The sequence below is a fragment of the Serratia sp. JKS296 genome (assembly GCF_900215445.1).
GTDB classification, from domain to species: domain Bacteria; phylum Pseudomonadota; class Gammaproteobacteria; order Enterobacterales; family Enterobacteriaceae; genus Serratia; species Serratia marcescens.
This window is the reverse complement of the sequence record NZ_OCMX01000001.1, coordinates 4259753-4279322: the sequence shown is the minus strand read 5'-3', so window position 1 is coordinate 4279322 and position 19570 is coordinate 4259753. Positions and strand designations below refer to the sequence as shown.

At 61.6% G+C, this 19570-nt stretch carries 15 protein-coding genes; 3 read left to right on the top strand and 12 right to left on the bottom strand.

Annotated elements, in window-relative coordinates; translation table 11 throughout:
• Window positions 1–132: 132 nt before the first annotated feature.
• Window positions 133–2022 carry a PhoX family protein gene (locus CRO23_RS20530; protein WP_016929121.1) on the top strand — a complete coding sequence of 630 codons (1890 nt, stop codon included), beginning with the start codon at window positions 133–135 and terminating at the stop codon, window positions 2020–2022.
• 48 nt (window positions 2023–2070) lie between these two features.
• Here CRO23_RS20530 and apaH read toward each other — a convergent pair whose 3' ends face one another.
• The 6 genes from apaH to lptD form a co-directional block, all read right to left on the bottom strand.
• Window positions 2071–2922 carry a bis(5'-nucleosyl)-tetraphosphatase (symmetrical) ApaH gene (gene apaH / locus CRO23_RS20525; RefSeq protein ID WP_016929120.1) on the bottom strand — a complete coding sequence of 284 codons (852 nt, stop codon included), beginning with the start codon at window positions 2920–2922 and terminating at the stop codon, window positions 2071–2073.
• Window positions 2923–2924: 2 nt separating this feature from the next.
• Window positions 2925–3302: a Co2+/Mg2+ efflux protein ApaG gene (apaG, locus tag CRO23_RS20520; RefSeq protein WP_016929119.1), complete on the bottom strand. Its 378-nt coding sequence runs from the start codon at window positions 3300–3302 to the stop codon at window positions 2925–2927.
• Window positions 3303–3314: 12 nt separating this feature from the next.
• A complete protein-coding gene (gene rsmA, locus CRO23_RS20515; protein ID WP_016929118.1) occupies window positions 3315–4133 on the bottom strand; it encodes a 16S rRNA (adenine(1518)-N(6)/adenine(1519)-N(6))-dimethyltransferase RsmA in 819 nt (272 codons plus the stop codon).
• Window positions 4126–5118 (bottom strand): 4-hydroxythreonine-4-phosphate dehydrogenase PdxA, encoded by a 993-nt coding sequence (pdxA, locus tag CRO23_RS20510; protein ID WP_028127863.1) that lies wholly within the window; start codon window positions 5116–5118, stop codon window positions 4126–4128. Before pdxA ends, rsmA begins: the two co-directional genes overlap by 8 nt.
• Window positions 5105–6406: a peptidylprolyl isomerase SurA gene (gene surA / locus CRO23_RS20505; RefSeq protein WP_004932876.1), complete on the bottom strand. Its 1302-nt coding sequence runs from the start codon at window positions 6404–6406 to the stop codon at window positions 5105–5107. The genes pdxA and surA overlap by 14 nt, the downstream gene beginning before the upstream one ends.
• A 65-nt stretch (window positions 6407–6471) precedes the next feature.
• A complete protein-coding gene (gene lptD, locus CRO23_RS20500; RefSeq protein WP_016929115.1) occupies window positions 6472–8832 on the bottom strand; it encodes an LPS assembly protein LptD in 2361 nt (786 codons plus the stop codon).
• 228 nt (window positions 8833–9060) lie between these two features.
• On the opposite strand from lptD, the gene djlA reads away from it, so the two are divergent.
• Window positions 9061–9882 carry a co-chaperone DjlA gene (djlA, locus tag CRO23_RS20495; RefSeq protein WP_015376627.1) on the top strand — a complete coding sequence of 274 codons (822 nt, stop codon included), beginning with the start codon at window positions 9061–9063 and terminating at the stop codon, window positions 9880–9882.
• A gap of 143 nt (window positions 9883–10025) precedes the next feature.
• Here the strand turns inward: djlA and rluA are convergent, their stop codons facing one another.
• The 3 genes from rluA to CRO23_RS20480 form a co-directional block, all read right to left on the bottom strand.
• Complete coding sequence (gene rluA, locus CRO23_RS20490) at window positions 10026–10676, bottom strand: bifunctional tRNA pseudouridine(32) synthase/23S rRNA pseudouridine(746) synthase RluA (protein WP_016929114.1); 651 nt, start codon at window positions 10674–10676, stop codon at window positions 10026–10028.
• A 57-nt stretch (window positions 10677–10733) separates the two neighbouring features.
• Window positions 10734–13640, bottom strand: a complete 2907-nt coding sequence (gene rapA, locus CRO23_RS20485; protein ID WP_028127862.1) for an RNA polymerase-associated protein RapA — start codon at window positions 13638–13640, stop codon at window positions 10734–10736.
• Between the two features lie 247 nt (window positions 13641–13887).
• Window positions 13888–16254, bottom strand: a complete 2367-nt coding sequence (locus CRO23_RS20480; protein ID WP_097102772.1) for a DNA polymerase II — start codon at window positions 16252–16254, stop codon at window positions 13888–13890.
• A gap of 215 nt (window positions 16255–16469) precedes the next feature.
• Between CRO23_RS20480 and CRO23_RS20475 the strand changes: the two genes are divergently transcribed.
• Window positions 16470–17240, top strand: coding sequence for a DedA family protein (locus CRO23_RS20475; RefSeq protein ID WP_097102769.1), 771 nt, complete (start codon window positions 16470–16472; stop codon window positions 17238–17240).
• 28 nt (window positions 17241–17268) lie between these two features.
• On the opposite strand, the gene ilvN is transcribed toward CRO23_RS20475, so the two are convergent.
• The 3 genes from ilvN to ivbL all read right to left on the bottom strand — a co-directional run bounded on the left by ilvN (window position 17269) and on the right by ivbL (window position 19485).
• Window positions 17269–17562 (bottom strand): acetolactate synthase small subunit, encoded by a 294-nt coding sequence (ilvN, locus tag CRO23_RS20470; RefSeq protein ID WP_016929110.1) that lies wholly within the window; start codon window positions 17560–17562, stop codon window positions 17269–17271.
• A 3-nt stretch (window positions 17563–17565) separates the two neighbouring features.
• A complete protein-coding gene (gene ilvB / locus CRO23_RS20465) occupies window positions 17566–19260 on the bottom strand; it encodes an acetolactate synthase large subunit (RefSeq protein ID WP_097102767.1) in 1695 nt (564 codons plus the stop codon).
• Between the two features lie 111 nt (window positions 19261–19371).
• Window positions 19372–19485, bottom strand: a complete 114-nt coding sequence (ivbL, locus tag CRO23_RS24810; protein WP_154747116.1) for an ilvB operon leader peptide IvbL — start codon at window positions 19483–19485, stop codon at window positions 19372–19374.
• Window positions 19486–19570 lie beyond the last annotated feature (85 nt).

Sequence of the window (19570 nt, the reverse complement as noted above, 5' to 3'; positions counted from 1 at the left end):
CCGGCCTTTTTGCGCCGGTCATTTGTAACCTTTCCGTCACATTACCTGATTAGTATGAAGCCCAACTCCGAGCGCCACGGCAACTCTGGTGAATCTTGACCGCGGCGCCATAACTAAAAAGGTAACCACGTTATGACCAAGCAAATTGAGCAATTAGACGCCGACCGCCTGATCGATCCCACTCGCCGCAAGCTGCTGCTTGGCAGCGCCGGCGCCGTCGGCCTGGCCGGCTTTCTCGGCGGCGGCATCTGGTCGGTTTCCGCCGAGGCGTTGGCCGAGGATCTGCCGCCGAACACGCTGCTGGGCTTTCAGGGCATCGCCGCATCTACCGCCGACGAGGTGACCATCGCGCCGGGCTACCGCGCGGAGGTGCTGATCTCCTGGGGTGAGCCGCTGGTGGACGGCGCGCCGGCCTTCGATCCGCAGGGCAACAACAGCGCCGCCGATCAGGAAAAACAGTTTGGCGATAACAATGACGGTATGAGCTTCTTCCCTATCGATGACAATCACGGCGTGATGGCCATCAATAACGAATACGTCAACGAACAGTATCTGTTCGCCCACGGCGGCGCCAAAGCCACCAGCCTGGAAGAGGTGCGCAAGTCGCAGGCGGCGCACGGCGTCTCCATTGTCGCGGTCAAGCGGGTCGGCGACGGCCAGCGCTGGGAGGTGGAACGTCCATCGCGCTATAACCGCCGCATCACCGCCAACAGCGAAATGCAGTTCAGCGGCCCGGCCGCCGGGCACCCGCTGCTGCAGACCGCCGCCGATCCGAGCGGCCGCAAGGTGCTGGGCACCTTCGGCAACTGCGCCAACGGCAAGACGCCGTGGGGGACCTATCTGACCTGCGAGGAAAATTTCGACACCTATTTCGGCACCCGTCAGGCCGATTATCGAACCACGCCGGAACAAAAGCGCTACACGCTGAAGGTCAGCGAACCGGAGCGCAACTGGCCGGACTATGACGAGCGCTTCGATGTGGCGAAGAATCCCAACGAATTCAACCGTCACGGCTGGATCGTCGAGATCGATCCGCTGAATCCGAGCTCGACGCCCATCAAGCACACCGCGCTCGGCCGCTTCAAGCATGAAAACGCGGCGGTGACCGTGGCCAAAGACGGCCGTCTGGTGGTGTACATGGGCGACGACGAGCGCGGCGAACATATCTATAAGTACGTTTCCAAAGGCGTGGTCGACGCCGCCAATCCGGCCAACAATCGCACGCTGCTGGACGAGGGAACGCTGTACGTGGCGCAGTTCGACGGCGATGAGGCCGGCACGCCGCTGAAGGGCAAAGGGCGCTGGATTGCGCTTGAGTTTGGCAAGAATGGCCTGACGCCGGAGAACGGTTTCCGCGACGAGGCCGAAGTGCTGATCTTCGCCCGCAAGGCGGCGCAGCAGGTCGGCGCCACCAAAATGGATCGCCCGGAGTGGATCGCGGTGAACCCGCATGACGGCCGCGCATACTGTACGCTGACCAACAACAGCAAGCGCGGTGAGGAAGGGATGCCGCTGAACGCCGCCAACCCGCGACCGAACAATATCTATGGCCAGATCATTCGCTGGGACGAAGGCGGCGACGCCACCGCCGACGTCTTCGCCTGGGATATCTATGCGCTGTGCGGCAACCCGATCGCCCACCCCGAGGGCGTCAACCGCGGCACGCCGAATATCACGGCGGAAAATACCTTCAACAGCCCGGACGGGCTGGGCTTTGATCGCGCCGGCCGCCTGTGGATCCTCACCGACGGCAAGTACAGCAACAAGGGCGATTATGTCGGGCAGGGCAACAACCAGATGTTGGTGGGCGATCCGATCAGCGGCGAGATCCGCCGTTTCATGGTGGGACCGAAGTCCTGCGAATTGACCGGCATCACTTTCACTCCGGACTACAAGACGATGTTCGTCAACGTACAACATCCGGGAGAAGAGGGCGATTCGCACTTCCCGAACAACAGCCCGCGCCCGCGTTCATCGGTATTGATGATCACGCGTGAAGATGGCGGGGTGATTGGGGCGTAAGGCGACAATATAGAAAACAAAGGCGGCCACCGGGCCGCCTGTGTATTTTCAGGATGCGGCTAATCTGCCGGCGTGGTCAGACGCCTCGCCCCGATTGGCGGGCTGCGTGAAGTAACGGCGGTCTTCCCAGCGCAGCATCGTCAAGTCGCCGCCCCAGCAACAGCCGGTATCCAGCCCGATCACGCCTTCCGGCGTGCCCTTGCCTTCGAGCGAGGCCCAGTGGCCGAAGATGATGGTGTATTCGGGGTCGACCAGGCGCGGCAATTCGAACCACGGCTTCAGCGGCGCCGGCGCGCTGCCCGGCGCATCTTTGCAGATCATGTCGAGTTGGCCGTTGGGGAAGCAGTAGCGCATGCGCGTCAGCGCATTGGTGCTGAAACGCAGGCGCGCCAGGCCGCTCAGCTCCGGCGCCCAGTTGTTCGGCATGTCGCCGTACATGGCGTCGAGGAACAGCGGGTAGCTGTCGCTGCTCAATACCGCTTCCACTTCGCGCGCGCACATTTTCGCGGTGTCGATATCCCACTGCGGAGTGATGCCGGCGTGCGCCATCACCAGCTTTTGCTCATCGTCCACCTGCAGCACCGGTTGGCGGCGCAGCCAGTTGATCAGCTCGTCGGCGTCAGGCGCCTCCAGCAGCGGGGTGATGCGATCTTTGGGTTTGTTGCGGCTGATGCCGGCGTAAACCGCCAGCAGGTGCAGATCGTGGTTGCCCAGCACCATGCGCACCGCCGGACCGAGCGAGCGCACGTAGCGCAGCACGTCCAGCGAGGCGGGGCCGCGCGCCACCAGATCGCCGGTCAGCCACAGTTGATCGCGCTCGGGATCGAACGCAGCCTGAGCCAGCAGCGACTTCAGTTCATCGAAACAGCCGTGAACGTCGCCGATAAGGTATGTCGACATAATTAATGGATCAGCGTTGGAATGGCTAAGCGAAACACGGGAATAGCGGTGCGGAACGGCTGACCCTGATGGTCAACCATTTCGTAATGGCCTTCCATGGTGCCCAGCGGCGTTTCCAGAATGGCGCCGCTGGTGTACTGAAACTCTCCGCCGGGCGGAATGACGGGCTGTTCGCCGATCACGCCTTCGCCCTGGACTTCGGTTTGGCGGCCGTTGCTGTTGGTGATCAGCCAGTAACGGCCCAGCAGTTGCACGTCGGTCCGCCCCAGATTGCGGATGGTGATGGTATAGGCGAAGACGTAACGCTCTTCTTCAGGGATCGACTGTGATTCCACATAGATGCTCTGAACCTGAATACACACGCGGGGCGAATCAATCATGACAACAACTCCTTATTGCTGCGGCGCCGGATTGGCTGACAGCCAGTTGGCCAGCTTGCAGTACTGCGCCACAGAAATATTCTCTGCTCTGAGCGAAGGATCGACGCCCAGTTCCATCAGCTGTTCCGGCGTGAACAGGTCGCCCAGGCTGTTGCGGATGGTTTTCCGCCGTTGGTTGAACGCCTGCGTGGTGATGCGGCTCAACATGCGCACGTCGCCCACCGGGTTCGGCAGCACGCTGTGCGGCACCAGACGCACCACGGCGGAATCGACCTTCGGCGGCGGCGCGAACGCGGTCGGCGGCACTTCCAGCACCGGAATGACGTTGCAGTAGTACTGCGCCATCACGGTCAAACGCCCGTAGGCCTTGCTGTTTGGGCCGGCCACCAGACGGTTGACCACCTCTTTTTGCAACATAAAGTGCATGTCGCGGATTGCCTGAGTATAGCTGAAAAGGTGGAACATCAGCGGCGTCGAAATATTGTACGGCAGGTTACCAAATACGCGCAGCGGTTGGCCAGCTTCCTCGGCCAGTTCGGCGAAATTCACCGTCATGGCGTCCTGCTGGTGGATGGTCAGCTTGTCTTTCAACCGCGGGTGGTTCTCCAACCGGGTGGCCAGATCGCGGTCCAGTTCGATCACCGTCATGCGGTCCATGCGTGCGCCGACCGGCTCGGTCAAGGCGCCGAGGCCGGGGCCGATCTCGACCACCGCTTCGCCCGGTTGCGGGTGAATGGCGGAGACAATGCTATCGATGACAAACTGATCGGTTAAAAAGTTTTGTCCAAAGCGTTTGCGGGCAAAGTGCCCTTGGTGGACTCTGTTATTCATTACAATTAATTATCATTTTAATGGCGAGATTCAGGGCCGTTTGGAAACTGCCGACATCGGCGGTGCCGGTGCCGGCCAGTTCCAGAGCGGTACCGTGGTCGACCGAGGTGCGTATGAAAGGCAAACCGAGGGTGATATTCACCGCGCGGCCGAACCCTTGGTATTTTAGCACCGGCAGCCCCTGATCGTGATACATCGCCAGCACCGCATCGGCATCTTGCAGATATTTGGGCTGGAACAGGGTGTCCGCCGGCAGCGGGCCGATCAGATGGATACCGTCAGCGCGCAGCGCGTCGAGCGCCGGGATGATGGTGTCTATCTCTTCGCGCCCCATATGGCCGCCTTCCCCGGCGTGGGGATTCAGACCGCAGACGTAAATGTGCGGCTGGGCGATGCCAAATTTGGTTTTCAGATCGTGGTCGAGAATGCGAATGACTTCGAACAGGCTCTGCTGCGTGATGGCGCCCGGCACCGCCAGCAGCGGCAGGTGGGTGGTCGCCAGCGCCACGCGCAGCTCTTCGGTCGCGAGCATCATCACCACGCGATCGCAGCGGCTGCGATCGGCAAAGAATTCGGTATGGCCGATAAACGGCACGCCGGCGTCGTTGATCACGCCTTTGTTCACCGGGCCGGTGATCAGGGCGGAAAACTCGCCGTTCAGGCAACCGTCGCAGGCGCGCGCCAGGGTTTCCACCACGTAGGCGCTGTTGCCTACGTTCAGTTCACCGGCGGTGACCGGCTGAGCGAGCGACACCGGCAGCACGGTCAGCGTGCCGGCGCGTTGCGCCTCGGCCGGTTGCTGCGGTTGGTAGTCGCGCAGCGTCAGCGGCAGGCCCAAACGCTTGGCGCGTTCAAGCAGCAGGGCCGGATCGGCGCACACCACCAGCTCAACAGGCCAATCCTGTTGCGCCAGGGCGGCTACCAAATCCGGCCCCACCCCGGCGGGTTCGCCGGGGGTAATGACAACGCGTTTATTGCTGTGCATCGCTGCCATCGAGGATCTTCACGTAAGCCTGGGCGCGCTGTTCCTGCATCCAGGTCTGCGCCTCTTCGGCGAACTTACGGTTGAACAGCATGCGGTAAGCGCGATCTTTCTGCGCGGCGTCGGTTTTATCCACCTGACGGGTATCCAGCAGCTGAATCAGGTGCCAACCGAAGGAAGAGTGCACCGGCGCGCTGATTTCACCTTTGCTCAGCTTCAGCAACGCATCGCGGAAGGCCGGATCGTAGATGTCCGGGGAGGCCCAGCCCAGATCGCCGCCCTGCATGGCGGAACCCGGATCCTGCGACAGCTGTTTGGCTTCGTCGGCGAATTTGGCGCGGCCGCTCTTGATCGCTTCCGCAACGGATTGCAGCTTGGCGCGCGCCTGATCGTCAGTCAGCACCACCGAAGGCTTCAGCAGGATGTGACGGGCGTGCACTTCGGTGACCGACACCGACTGGCTCGCGCCGCGGATGTCGTTCACTTTCAGGATGTGGAAGCCGACGCCGGAACGGATTGGGCCGACGACGTCGCCTTTCTTGGCGCTCACCAGACGTTCAGCGAACAGGGTCGGGATCTCTTGCAGCTTGCCCCAGCCCATGTTGCCGCCTTTCAGCGCCTGAGAATCGGCGGAGTAGGTGATCGCCAGCTTGCCGAAGTCGGCGCCGCTGTTGATCTCACCCACCAGGCGTTTGGCCAGCTCTTCGGCTTTATCGACCTGCTGCTGCGACGGGTTTTCCGGCAGCGGGATCAGGATGTGGCTGATGTTCATTTCGGTGTCGCTGCCGTTCTGCGCGCCCACCTGTTTGGCCAGCGCGTCCACTTCCTGCGGCAGGATGGTGACGCGGCGGCGCACTTCGTTATTACGCACTTCGGAAATCAGCATCTCTTTGCGGATCTGCGAACGGTAGGTGTTGTAGTTCAACCCTTCGTAAGACAGGCGGCTGCGCAGCTGATCGACGTTCATGCGGTTCTGCGCGGCGATGTTGGCGATCGCTTTGTCCAGCTCAGCGTCGGACACGGTGATGCCCATTTTCTTGGCCATCTGCAGCTGGATATTATCCATGATCAGCCGTTCGATGATCTGATGGCGCAGCGTCTTGTCGTCCGGCAACTGTTGGCCGGCCTGCTGGGCGTTGAGCTTGACTGACTGCAACAGACCGTTGACGTCGCTTTCGAGTACCACGCCGTTATCCACGACGGCGGCGACTTTATCCACTTCTTGGGGTGCTGCGAACGCGGCATTGGCGCAAACCACCAATCCGAGAATAAGCGTTCTCCAGTTCTTCATACATTTCCCATTATGTAATCCGCAAATGCGGGTGAAAGTTCTCGTTTTCAAAGTGTTGCAAAGCGTCAGAATGCGCGCTGATACGGCAGAATGCCGGAGCGCATCATTTCCGCGGAGCCGAGACTATGATCGCTGCTCAGGCCGCGCAGTTCGACGTTGAACGAAACTCTGTTGTCGTAAACGCTGGTATTGTTGCTGTTGTTCCAGTCGGTGATCTTGCGCTCATAGCCCAGGGTCACCGCCCAGCAGCAGGTGTTATACTTCAGCCCCACCAGCTGATCGGCGGATTGTTTGGCGCGGGTGTCGTAGTAGTACGCCCCGACGACCGCCCAACGATCGGCGATCGGCCAGCTGCCGGTGATGCCCACCTGCGAGATGCCGTCCTGGAAGGCCGGAATCGTTTTGGTGTTCAACGCTGTCTGGATGTATTCCGGCGTGGCGTAACGGTAGTTCAGCTGCACCACGCGCTCGGCGTCCTGGCGGTATTCCACCACGCCGTTGCCCAGCGAGACGCTGTTCAGGCGGGTGTCGTACTGCAGGCCGCCGCGCAGGCCCCAACGATCGTCGATTTTCCAATAGGTATCGCCGGCCCAGGCCACGCTGCCGGTATCGTCGTTGTTGTCGTATCCCGTCACCTGATCGCCGGTGCGCGAACGGCTGAAGTAGTAGATTTGACCCACGGAAGCGTTAAAACGTTCCACCAGCGCGTCATCATAAATGCGCGTGGTCAAACCGGTGGATACGCGGTTCTGCGAAGCGATGCGATCCAGGCCGCTGTAGGTGCGGTCGCGGAACAGGCCGGAGTAGTCGGTCTGCAGCAGCGTGGTGTCGTAGGTGTAGATGTTGCTCTGGTCGCGGTACGGCACGTACAGGTACTGCACGCGCGGCTCCAGCGTCTGGGTGGCGCCTTCGGCCCAGATCATCGGCCGCTCGAACACCAGCTTGCCGTCGACCTTGAATTGAGGCAGTACGCGGTTGACCGAGTCATCAAGATCCGGCGCAGCGACGCCTTTGCGGCTCTGGTAGTTGGCGGCGAAACCGTCAGGAATATCCTGCTGGTAGTGGGTCGCCATCACTTTGGCTTCGGTGTTCAGGCTGGCCCAGCCGTTGGTGAGCGGCAGACTCAGCGTCGGCTCCATATGCAGACGGGTGGCGTCCGGGCTGTACGGGTTGACGCTGGTGAACTTGGCCGCCTGGCCGTAAATATGGAAGTCGAACGGACCGAGGTCGTTCTTGTAATAGTTCAGATCCAGCTGCGGCTGGACTTTATACGACTCCGACTGTGAACGATCGGTATCGTCGTAAATCTGGAACTGCTTGGAGCTCAGCGTGGCGTTCCAGTTTTCGTTGGCGTAGCCGAGGCTGAATTTCTGCGTGGCGTAGCCGTCGGTAGTGGAACCGTACTTGGAGTCCAGATCGGTGAAGTATTTGGAATCGCTGACCTTGGTGTAGTCGACGTTGAAGCGCCACACCTGATCCATGACGCCGTTGTGGTTCCAGTAGAACAGCCAGCGTTTGCTGTCCTCATGATCTTTGCCGTATTCCTTGTCGTCCGGCAGCCAGTCGAACTCCATCAGGCCGAGGCCCGGCTGCACCAGATAGCGGAACTCGGTCTGCCACTGCAGGCCGCGCTTGGACATATAGTGTGGCGTGATGGTGGCATCGTAGTTCGGTGCGATGTTCCAGTAGTACGGCAACATGAACTCGAAGCCGTTGTTGCTGCCGTACTTGGCGTTGGGGATCAGGAAACCGGAACGGCGCTTGTCGCCGACCGGCAGCTGCAGGTACGGGCTGTAGAACACCGGCACGCCGCCGATGCGGAAGCGGGCGTTCCATATTTCCGCCACCTGCTCTTCGCGATCGTGGATCACTTCGGAACCGACCACGCTCCAGCTGTCGTCGCCCGGCAGACAGGAGGTAAAGGTGCCGTTTTCCAGGATGGTGTAACGGTTGGCGCCGCGCATTTTCATCTTGTCGGCGTCGCCGCGCCCCTGACGGCCGACCATCTGGTAGTCGCCTTCATAGACGTCGGTATCTTTGGTATTCAGGTTCGACCAGGCCTTCGGGCCTTTCAGTTTGATCTGATTGTCGCTGTAGTGCACGTCGCCGGTGGCGGTGACGGTGCGCACCGGTTCCGTCTGGCCAGGGTTTTCCGTCTGGTTCAGCTCGACTTCTTTGGCGGTCAGGGTGCTGTTGCCCTGCTCGATATGCACGTTGCCGCTGAACAGGGCGCTTTTGGGGTAGTCAGCGCGCGAGTCATCGGCATTGATGGTCACCGGCTGGCTGTTCGGATCGCCGCTGACCAAAGGCTTGTCGTAAACGGGAACGCCAAGCATGCATTGCTCGGCCAGATCAGCCAGCGCATGCTGACTGTAGAGTGCCGTCCAAATCATCGTGGCCAGCAGTGTTGGGAAACTTTTTTTCATACGCGGTTTTGGTGTTCCGTCATCAGAGGCGTCGTGTCCGGCAAACGGTCAGAGACTATATTACTCATCTGCGTTGCGCTAGTGCTAAATCCAGCCGTTTACTTGCGTCGTCGTTAGGCGCAAAGATAAATGACAGGTATGATAATCCAAATTCTAGGAAAAATCGCCTGCGCCCTTTCCTGAAGCGAAGGAGAGCGGGCGGCTTTCGGCATGATAATTGAGGAGTATATGCAGTATTGGGGAAAACTGCTCGGCGTCATCGTCGCCATCTGGTCTGGCGCGGGATTCTGGGGTGTAGTTCTGGGGCTGATTATCGGTCATATGATCGATACGGCGCGCAGCAACAAGCGCAGCCGGGGGTTTTTCACCGACCAGCAAACGCGGCAAACGCTGTTTTTCCGCACCACTTTTCAGGTGATGGGCCACCTGACCAAATCCAAGGGACGCGTTACCGAGGCGGATATCCAGATCGCCAGCCTGTTCATGGATCGCCTGCAGCTACACGGCGAAGCGCGCACCGCGGCGCAGCAGGCGTTCCGCGAGGGCAAACAGAGCCAGTTCCCGCTGCGTGAGACGCTGCAGCAGTTCCGCAGCATCTGTTTCGGCCGCTTCGATCTGATTCGGATGTTTCTGGAAATTCAGATCCAGGCGGCGTTCGCCGACGGCTCGCTGCACCCGAACGAACGTCAGGTGCTGTACGTCATCGCCGAAGAACTCGGCATTTCGCGCGCGCAGTTCGATCAGTTCCTCAGCATGATGGAGGGCGGGCGTCAGTTCGGCGGCGGTCAGCAGGGCGGGTATTCGCAGGGCGGCTATCAGCAGGCTCAGCGCGGCCCGACGCTCGACGATGCCTGCAAGGTGCTCGGCGTGCGCAGCAGCGACGATGCCGCCACCATCAAACGCGCCTACCGCAAGCTGATGAGCGAACACCATCCGGATAAGCTGGTGGCGAAGGGCTTGCCGCCGCAGATGATGGAAATGGCCAAGCAGAAAGCGCAGGAGATCCAGGCGGCGTACGACCTGATCAAACGCGAGAAAGGCTTCAAATAACGATACCCGTCATACTTCGAGCCGCAGGTGTATTGGCTGCCCGCGCTTACCCCGGTCACGTACTTTTTGTACGCTCCCGGGGCTGCGCTTGCTTGCCGCCTTCCTGCAACTCGAATTATTTAGGGTATCCCTGAGCGGTGGGCTCAGAAATCCGGCTCGGCGCGAAAGTGCATCGGCGTCTGGAAGGCGGGGTGGGTGATGCGCAGCTCTTGCGCATGCAGCTGTAGCCGTGGCGCCATCGCCTTAGCCTCCGGCGGGGCGTAGAAACCGTCGCCGAGGATCGGATGCCCCAGCGCCAGCATGTGCACCCGCAGCTGATGCGAGCGGCCGGTGATCGGCGTCAGCTTCACGCGCGTGCTGCCGTCGGCGTCGCGCGACAGCACCTGATATTCCGTTTGCGCCGCTTTGCCGGTGTCAAAACACACCTTTTGCAGCGGCCGGTTCGGCCAATCGCAGATCAGCGGCAAATCCACCAGTCCTTCGTCATGTTCCATATGCCCCCAAACGCGGGCGATATAGGATTTCTTCGGCTCGCGTTCGCGGAATTGACGCTTCAGCTCACGTTCGGCGGCCTTGTTGAGCGCCACCACGATCACCCCGCTGGTGGCCATGTCCAGCCGGTGCACCGATTCGGCGGCCGGATGATCGGCCTGAATGCGGGTCATCAGGCTGTCTTTGTTCTCCGGCGCGCGGCCGGGCACCGACAGCAAGCCGCTGGGCTTGTTGACCACCATGATGTGTTCATCCTGATACAGGATGTGCAGCGGGTCCTGCGGGGGATTGTAGGGTTCCATCTTGGCTCCGCGAAAAGGGCCGAACGGGGAGACGGTTGCCTCCCCATGTCGCGCCGGTTACTGGTGGGTGACCACCACCAGACGAATGGCGTCCAGGCGCCAGCCGGCTTCATTGAGGTTGGCCAGCACCTGACGGCGGTTGAACTCCAGCGCTTCGACTTCGTCGTCGCGGATGTTCGGGTTGACCGCCTTCAGCGCTTCCAGACGCGCCAGCTCGGCGCTCAGCTTGTCGTCCGCTTCTTGCTTCGCCTGTTCGATCAGCGTGCGCGCCTGCGCTTCCACCAGGCTTTCCGCCTGCTGCAGCATGGCGTGCACGTCTTGCTGCACGGCGTTGACCAGCTTGCTGGAGGTGTGGCGGTTGACCGCGTTCAACTGACGGTTGAAGCTTTCGAACTCGACCTGCGCCGCCAGGTTGGTGCCCTTGCGATCCATCAGCATGCGGATCGGCGTCGGCGGCAGGAAGCGGGTCAGCTGCAGGTGTTTCGGCGCCTGGGCTTCCACCACGTACACCAGCTCAACCAGCAGGGTGCCGACCGGCAACGCTTTGTTTTTCAACAGGGACACCGCGCAGCTGCCGGTATCGCCGGACAGGATCAGATCCAGGCCGTTGCGGATGATCGGGTGTTCCCAGCTGACGAACTGCGCGTCTTCACGTGACAGCGCCCGATCGCGATCGAAGGTGACGGTGCAGCCGTCCTGCGGCAGGCCCGGGAAGTCCGGCACCAACATATGGTCGGACGGCGTCAGCACGATCAGGTTGTCGCTGCGGTCTTCCTGATTGATGCCGACGATGTCGAACAGGTTGAGCGCGAAGCCCACCAGGTTGACATCGTTATCTTGCTCGGCGATGGCGGCGGCCAGCGCCTGGGCCTTGTCGCCGCCGTTGGAGTGCATCTCCAGCAGACGGTCGCGGCCCTGTTCCAGCTGCGCTTTCAACTGGTCATGCTGCTGGCGGCAGGCGTGGATGAATTCGTCCAGGCCTTCCTGCTCGGTCGGCGCGGCCAGATAGCCGATCAACTGCTCGTAGCAGCTGTCGTAGATGGTGCGGCCGGTCGGGCAGGTGTGTTCGAAGGCGTCGAGCCCTTCGTGGAACCAGCGGCCCAGCACCGCCTGTGCGGTGTGCTCCAGGTAAGGCACCATGATTTGGATATCGTGCATCTGGCCGATACGGTCCAGACGGCCGATGCGCTGTTCCAGCAGATCCGGGTTGAACGGCAGATCGAACATCACCAGTTGGCTGGCGAACTGGAAGTTGCGGCCTTCGGAACCGATCTCGGAACACAGCAGCACCTGCGCGCCTTCCTCTTCGGAGGCGAAGTAGGCGGCGGCGCGGTCGCGCTCGATGATCGACAGCCCTTCGTGGAACACCGCGGCGCGGATCGCTTCACGCTCGCGCAGCACCTGCTCCAACTGCAGCGCAGTATCGGCCTTGGCGCAGATCACCAGCACCTTTTCGTTGCGGTTGGCCAGCAGGTAATCCAGCAACCATTCGACGCGCGGGTCGAAGTTCCACCAGGTGGCGTTTTCGCCTTCGAATTCCTGATAGATCTGCTCCGGGTACAGCATGTCGCGCGCGCGCGCTTCGACGGATTTCTTGGCGCCCATGATGCCGGACACTTTGATCGCGGTCTGATATTGGGTTGGCAACGGCAGCTTGATCTGGTGCAGGTTGCGGTGCGGGAAGCCCTTCACGCCGTTACGGGTGTTGCGGAACAGCACGCGGCTGGTGCCGTGGCGATCCATCAGCATGGCCACCAGCTCCTGGCGCGCCTGCTCGGCGTTGTCGCCTTCGCTGTTGGCCGCTTTGAGCAGCGGTTCGATGTCCTGCTCGTCGATCAGCTCGCCCAGCAGGTTAAGCTTGTCGTCGGCCAGGCGTTCACCGCTCAGCAGCAGGGTGACGGCGTCGGCCACCGGACGGTATTTCTGCTGTTCGGCGACGAACTCGCCGTAGTCGTGGAAACGGTTCGGATCGAGCAGGCGCAGGCGCGCAAAGTGGCTCTGTTGACCCAGCTGTTCCGGGGTGGCGGTCAGCAGCAGTACGCCGGGGATATGCTCGGCCAACTGTTCGATCACCTGATATTCGCGGCTCGGCGCTTCTTCGCTCCAGGCCAGGTGGTGCGCTTCATCGACCACCAGCAGATCCCACTGGGCGTCCGCCAGCTCTTCCAGGCGCTGCTTGTTGCGGCGCACGAAGTCCAGCGAGCAGATCACCAGCTGTTCGGTCTCGAACGGGTTGCTGCTGTCGAGCTTGGCTTCGGCGTAGCGGCTGTCGTCGAACAGCGAGAAATAGAGGTTGAAGCGGCGCATCATCTCTACCAGCCACTGGTGCTGCAGCGTTTCCGGCACCACGATCAGCACGCGCTCGGCGCGGCCCGCCAGCAGTTGCTGGTGGATGATCATGCCGGCTTCGATGGTTTTGCCGAGGCCGACTTCGTCCGCCAGCAGAACGCGCGGCGCATGGCGCTGGCCGACTTCATGAGCGATGTGCAGCTGGTGCGGGATCAGGCTGGCGCGCATGCCGCGCAGGCCGGCGAACGGCAGGCGATACTGCTCGCTCTGGTATTTGCGGGCGCGAAAACGCAGCGCGAAACGATCCATGCGGTCGATTTGGCCGGCGAACAGGCGATCCTGCGGCTTGCTGAAGGTCAGTTTGCTGTCCAGCAGCACTTCGCGCATCGCCACGCCGCTTTCCTGGGTATCCAGGCGGGTGCCGATATAGGTCAACAGACCGTTTTCCTCTTTCACCTCTTCCACCTGCAGCTGCCACCCCTCGTGGCTGCTGACGGTATCGCCCGGGTTGAACATCACGCGGGTGATCGGCGAATCGTTTCTGGCATAGAGGCGGTTTTCACCGGTGGCGGGGAAAAGCAGGGTAATCATGCGCGCGTCCAGCGCCACGACGGTGCCCAGTCCTAATTCGCTTTCCGTGTCGCTGATCCAGCGTTGACCAAGAGTAAAAGGCATATATTGTCGGCTCGATTCTTTGTAAGTAAGTCTTGTTACCGGGCGGGAAGGGCCGCGGCACCTGTACTGAACGTCTGCTAATCCCGGTTTGTTTTAAATTTGGCGGGCAATAGCCGTTCACGCCATGCAGACGTCGCGAGACGGCAGGGCTAAGCGTGGTTCAGTTTTGGGAAGGGCGCTATGGTAATGGAAGGCGGCGCGTTCGTCACCTGCAAAACCGGATGATTTTTCTTAACCTGGCGCAATCTCAAAACAGCCCCATCTGCCCGGTGACCAGCGTGGTGAAGTCGTCGTGCAAGAAAGGGAGTATAGCGTCTGCCACCGGTTGCAGCTGGCGTTCAAGGTAGTGCTGATAATCGATGGGCGAATGGCGGGTTTCCAGCGGTTCCGGCCCGGCCACGGTCATCACGTAGCTGATCCAGCCGCCGTTCTGATACTGCAGCGGCCGCCCCTGACTGCGGTTGTAGTCGTCGGCGATGCGCGCGGCGCGGGCGTGCGGCGGCACGTTGCGCTGATAGTCATCGAGCTTTCTGCGCAGCCGTTTGCGGTACACCAGTTGATCGTCGAAGTCGCCGTTCAGGGTTTTGCCGACGTAGTCGCGCACATAGTCCTGATAAGGTTGCCGTTTGAAGATGCGCTGATAGAGCTGCTGCTGGAACTGCTGCGCCAGCGGCGTCCAGTCGGTGCGCACCGTTTCCAGGCCTTTATACACCATCTCTTCCTCGCCGTCGGCGCGCGCGACCAGGCCGGCGTAGCGTTTTTTGCTGCCCTGTTCGGCGCCGCGAATGGTCGGCATCAGGAAGCGGGAATAGTGGGTTTCGAACTCCAGCTCCAGCGCGTTCTCCAGCCCGAACTGCTGTTGCAGATGCTGCTGCCACCAGGCGTTGACCCGTTGCACCAGCGCCCGGCCGATCTGCGCCGCCTGTTGCTCGTCATGCGGCTGTTTCAGCCAGACGAAGGTGGAGTCGGTGTCGCCGTAAATCACCTGATAGCCTTCGGCTTCGATCAGCTCGCGGGTTTGGCGCATGATCTCGTGGCCGCGCAGGGTGATCGACGACGCCAGCCGCGGATCGAAGAAGCGGCAGCCGCTCGATCCCAGCACGCCGTACAGCGCGTTCATGATGATCTTCAGCGCCTGCGACAGCGGCTTGTTGTGCTGGCGTTTGGCGGCCTCGCGCCCTTGCCAGATCTGCTCGACGATCGCCGGCAGGCAGTGTTTGCTGCGCGAGAAGCGGGCGTTGCGAAAGCCGGGCACCGAGTCGGCGTCGTTTGGGTGGCGCATGCCTTCCACCAACCCGACCGGATCGATCAGGAAGGTGCGGATGATCGACGGGTACAGGCTTTTATAGTCCAGCACCAGCACCGAGTCGTACAGGCCGGGCCGGGAATCCATCACGAAGCCGCCGGGGCTGTGCTCTTCCGGCTGTTCGCCGAGGTTGGGGGCGACAAAGCCAAGGCGATGCATGCGCGGCATATAGAGGTGGCTGAAGGCCGCCACCGATCCGCCGCTGCGATCGGCCGCCAGCCCGGTGACGGTGGCGCGCTCCAGCAGGAAGTTGAGCAGATCGGCCTTGGCGAAGATGCGCGTCACCAGTTCACAGTCCTTCAGGTTGTAGCGTGCCAGCGCCGGCTTGTCTTCGGCGAAGCGCCGGTCGATCTCCGCCATGCGTTGATAAGGATTGTCGATCGCCTTGCCTTCGCCCAGCAGTTCCTGCGAAACGTACTCCAGGCTGAAGGAGGGAAAATTCCAGGTGGCGGATTTCAGCGCCTCGATGCCGTCGATGATCAGGCGGCCGGCGGCGGCGGCGAAAAAGTGATTCTGCTTGAAGCCATGCTCGCGCCACTCCAGCAGGTTGCCGCCACGTCCCAGCCGCAGCGGGATTTGGTAGCGCTCGGCGTGCTTCTGCAGCACTCGCAGATCGAACTGCACCAGGTTCCAGCCGATGATGGCGTCGGGATCGTGCCGCTCCAGCCAGGCGTTCAACCGCTCCAGCAGCTGAGGGCGGCTGGCGCAGTACTCCAGATCGAAATCCAGCGGCGCATCGCCGCCGTTGGCCGGCCCCAGCATATAGACCTGACGCTGGCCGCAGCCCTCCAGCGCGATAGAGTAAAGTTCGCCGTGGGCGGTGGTTTCGATATCCAGCGACACCAGTTTTAGCGTTGGACGGTACTCCGGCGCCGGCTTCATCTGGCCGTTGAGCAACGGGCCGCCGCCGTCGGGGCTGCCGTTGAACCATACCGGCGCGGTGATGAAGCGTTCCATCAGGTAGCGCTCCGGCGGGCGAATGTCGGCCTCGTAGACCGTAACGCCGCCTTCCCGCAGCAGTTTTTCCAGCTTGATGAGCTGACGGTGCTGGCGGCAGTATAGCCCCAGCATCGGGCGGTGATGAAAATCCGTCAGCGCCAGCGGTTTTAGTTCGACTTGCCGCTCTTCCCGCAGCAGCAGTTCCGCGCGCTGCCTTTGTTCGGCGGGGATAAACGCCACCGAGGTCTGCGGCGGCAGACGCAGCTGACGCGGGCCTGCGTCGGTCGCCAGCCAAAATTCGACCTCGGTGCCGGCTGGCGTGTCGCGCCAGTGGCGAGTGAGCAGGAAACCCTGTTGCAGTGCAGTCATAACCCCTTCGTTTTCCACCGGGCGGCGTGCGCGACGTTCAGCGTGATGTCGGTTTTGGCGCTAATATAGATAAATTATAGTATGGGTTTTTATACAGTAATTGTCCATCGCCGCGCGGCGTTGCCAAATACGCATACAATTCATCGATTGACTCGTCAGCGGCGGCGCTGGAAAATCCTCCGCCCCGTTTGGCCCGAATAATCCGCAGAGGTGTAATGGAAGCCTATTTACAAGATTTGATCACCCAGTCACTGGCTTTCACCCTGATGGTCGTCCTGCTGGTCGCTTTTCTGGAGTCGCTGGCGCTGGTGGGGCTGTTGCTGCCCGGCACGGTGATGATGGCCAGCATCGGCGCGCTGATCGGCAGCGGCAAGGTGGACTTTTACTACGCCTGGGCGGCGGGCATCGTCGGCTGTCTGCTCGGCGACTGGATCTCTTATTTCGTCGGCCGCGCGTTCAAGGGGCCTTTACACCGTTGGTCATTCCTGAAGAAGAACAAGGCGCTGCTCGACAAAACCGAGCATGCCTTGCACCAGCACAGCATGGCGACCATTCTGATCGGCCGCTTCGTCGGCCCGACGCGCCCGCTGGTGCCAATGGTGGCCGGCATGCTCGATTTGCCGCCGTACAAGTTCGCGCTGCCGAACATCATCGGTTGCCTGACCTGGCCGCCGGTTTATTTCTTCCCCGGCATTCTGGCGGGCGTGGCGATCGATATTCCCGCCGGCGCCGATAGCGCGATGTTCAAGTGGCTGCTGCTCGCGGCGGCGCTGCTGGTCTGGCTGGCGGTATGGTTGAGCTGGCGTTGGTGGCGTGAGGGTAAGCGCAACGCCGATCGACTGAGCCGTTGGCTGACGCCGCTGCGGCTGCGCGTGGTTTGCGGATTGAGTTGGCTGGCGGTGCTGGCGGTCGGTTATGCGCTGAGTCAGCAGCCGCTGATGCCGGTGTATCGCCACCTGCTGTGGCAGGTGTTGTCGGGTCAATGACCAAAGGGGGCGAAAGCCCCCGTTCGCCTTATTGGAAGAACGCTTCCAGCTGTTCAAATACCCGCACGTCTTCGCTGTGGCGCTTCACCTGCAGCACGTCTTCCAGCTTTTCCACCTGGCTGATCATTTGCTCCAGCCGCTGATCGTCGGCGACCAATAGCCAAATGCGGCTCTGCTGGCCGTCTTTTAGCGGCAGACACAGAATGCCTTCGACGTTGAACGCGCGGCGGGCGAACAACCCGCAAACGTGCGACATCACGCCGGGATGGTTACGCACTGCCAGCTCCAGGATCACTTGGGGTTTATCTTGTGGTTGCAGCATGGCTTATTCTCCAATCATGTCGATGTTGGCGGCGCCCGGCGGCACCATCGGGAATACTTTTTCGTTGATATCGATCAGCGCGTGGATCAGGCAGGGGCCCGGGCGTTGGATCGCCTCGGCCAGCGCCGCCTGCGGATCTTCCGCGGCGTTCAGATCGCAGGTATCCAGCCCGAATCCGGCGGCGATCTTCAGGAAGTCGGTGCGCTTCGGGTAGGCGGCGGCGAAGATGCGCTGCTGGTAGAACAGGGTTTGCTGCTGGTGCACCAGCCCCAGCGCCTGGTTGTTCATCAAAATGATTTTCACGTCCAGATTGTGCTCGACCGCGGTGGCCATTTCCTGAATGTTCATCATCAGGCTGCCGTCGCCGGAGAAGCACAGCACTTTGCGCTCGGGCTCCGCCAGCGCTGCGCCGATAGCCGCCGGCAGACCGAAGCCCATGGTGCCCAGACCGCCCGACGTCAGCCACTGGCGCGGCCGGCTCAGCGGATAGGCTTGCGCCACCCACATCTGATGCTGGCCTACGTCGGTGGTGATGATGGCGCTGTCGTCCACACAGCGCGCGGCGGCCAGCACCAGGCCGTAATGGCTCAGCGGATCGTCGGCGTTCGGCATGTTGAACGGGAATTCGCGTTTCAGGTCATTGACGGTGTTCAGCCATGCGCTGCGCGGCTGCGTGTCGATCTGCGGCAGCAGCTGGTGCAGCACCTGGCCGACGTCGGCATGGATCGCCACGTTGGCCTGTTTGACCTTGCCCAGCTCGGCGCGGTCGATATCCACATGAATGATGGCGGCGTTAGGGCAGAACTGCTCGGTTTTGCCGATCGCCCGATCGTCGAAGCGCGCGCCCAGCACGATCAGCAGATCGGCTTCCTGCAGAATGAAGTTGGTGCTGCGCGCCGCGTGCATGCCCAGCATGCCCAGCGACAGCGGGTGTTCCACCGGCATCGCGCCCAGCGCCATCAGCGTCATGGTGGTGGGCAGACCGGCGCGTTCGGCCAGTTCCAGCGCTTGCCGGTGGGCGTCGGCGCAGATGATGCCGCCGCCCAGGTAAAGGATCGGGCGTTTCGCCTGATTGATCATCGCGGCCGCTTGCGAAATCAGCGCCGGATCGAAGCTTGGAGCGGCGTCCGGCACGGCGATCGGCGGCAGCTCTTCCAGCGTGATGGTGGCGGTTTGCACGTCTTTCGGCACATCGATCCAGACCGGTCCGGGGCGGCCGGACTCGGCGATACGGAAGGCGTCGCCAATCACCTGCGGCAGTTCACGGATATCGCGCACCAGATGGTTGTGCTTGGTGATCGGGATGGAAATGCCGTAGGTATCCACTTCCTGGAAGGCGTCGGTGCCGATCATCGAGGAGGGCACCTGACCGGTGATGCACACCAGCGGAATGGAGTCGAGCTTGGCGTCGGCGATGGCGGTGACCAGGTTGGTGGCGCCCGGCCCGCTGGAGGCGATGCACACCGCCGCCTTGCCGTTGGCGCGCGCCATGCCTTGCGCCATAAAGCCCGCGCCCTGTTCGTGGCGCGCCAGCACGTGGTGAATGCGGGTGCTTTGGCTCAGCGCGTCATACAGCGGCAGCGCGGCGCCGCCGGGAATGCCGGCGACGGTGGTGATGCCCTGACGCTCCAGCAGATGAACGATCAATTGTGCGCCGGTGAAGCGGGTACTCGGTTGAGGCGTGCCCGAAGTTGCCATGTTCCTGTCCTTTCTCAAGGCCGGTGAGCTTTGCTGGGCAGGGTGCTAAAACAAGAAACCCCGCCCGGTTTGCGCCGGCGGGGTTTGGGAATCGATGCGTTGATTCGGACCCTACGGCGCATTGCCGACGACCACCACCACACGCACGACGACCACCGCGGCTGGTAGCGCGGTAACTAGTAGGGTCGAAGTCAGCGAGGATGCGATCACAGGGAACCTTATCATCAGTAAAAAAAGTCAGGTTTTTATAAAAACACAGGCGCAAAATTCGCACAACAGGTTTATTGGCGCAGCATAAAAAACGCGCGTC

What these genes read in the sequence shown, in the direction of transcription:
- CRO23_RS20530 (WP_016929121.1), top strand. Translation starts at nt 133, where the DNA reads ATGACCAAGCAAATTGAGCAATTAGACGCCGACCGCCTGATCGATCCC.
- apaH (WP_016929120.1), bottom strand. Translation starts at nt 2,922, where the DNA reads ATGTCGACATACCTTATCGGCGACGTTCACGGCTGTTTCGATGAACTG.
- apaG (WP_016929119.1), bottom strand. Translation starts at nt 3,302, where the DNA reads ATGATTGATTCGCCCCGCGTGTGTATTCAGGTTCAGAGCATCTATGTG.
- rsmA (WP_016929118.1), bottom strand. Translation starts at nt 4,133, where the DNA reads ATGAATAACAGAGTCCACCAAGGGCACTTTGCCCGCAAACGCTTTGGA.
- pdxA (WP_028127863.1), bottom strand. Translation starts at nt 5,118, where the DNA reads ATGCACAGCAATAAACGCGTTGTCATTACCCCCGGCGAACCCGCCGGG.
- surA (WP_004932876.1), bottom strand. Translation starts at nt 6,406, where the DNA reads ATGAAGAACTGGAGAACGCTTATTCTCGGATTGGTGGTTTGCGCCAAT.
- lptD (WP_016929115.1), bottom strand. Translation starts at nt 8,832, where the DNA reads ATGAAAAAAAGTTTCCCAACACTGCTGGCCACGATGATTTGGACGGCA.
- djlA (WP_015376627.1), top strand. Translation starts at nt 9,061, where the DNA reads ATGCAGTATTGGGGAAAACTGCTCGGCGTCATCGTCGCCATCTGGTCT.
- rluA (WP_016929114.1), bottom strand. Translation starts at nt 10,676, where the DNA reads ATGGAACCCTACAATCCCCCGCAGGACCCGCTGCACATCCTGTATCAG.
- rapA (WP_028127862.1), bottom strand. Translation starts at nt 13,640, where the DNA reads ATGCCTTTTACTCTTGGTCAACGCTGGATCAGCGACACGGAAAGCGAA.
- CRO23_RS20480 (WP_097102772.1), bottom strand. Translation starts at nt 16,254, where the DNA reads ATGACTGCACTGCAACAGGGTTTCCTGCTCACTCGCCACTGGCGCGAC.
- CRO23_RS20475 (WP_097102769.1), top strand. Translation starts at nt 16,470, where the DNA reads ATGGAAGCCTATTTACAAGATTTGATCACCCAGTCACTGGCTTTCACC.
- ilvN (WP_016929110.1), bottom strand. Translation starts at nt 17,562, where the DNA reads ATGCTGCAACCACAAGATAAACCCCAAGTGATCCTGGAGCTGGCAGTG.
- ilvB (WP_097102767.1), bottom strand. Translation starts at nt 19,260, where the DNA reads ATGGCAACTTCGGGCACGCCTCAACCGAGTACCCGCTTCACCGGCGCA.
- ivbL (WP_154747116.1), bottom strand. Translation starts at nt 19,485, where the DNA reads ATGATAAGGTTCCCTGTGATCGCATCCTCGCTGACTTCGACCCTACTA.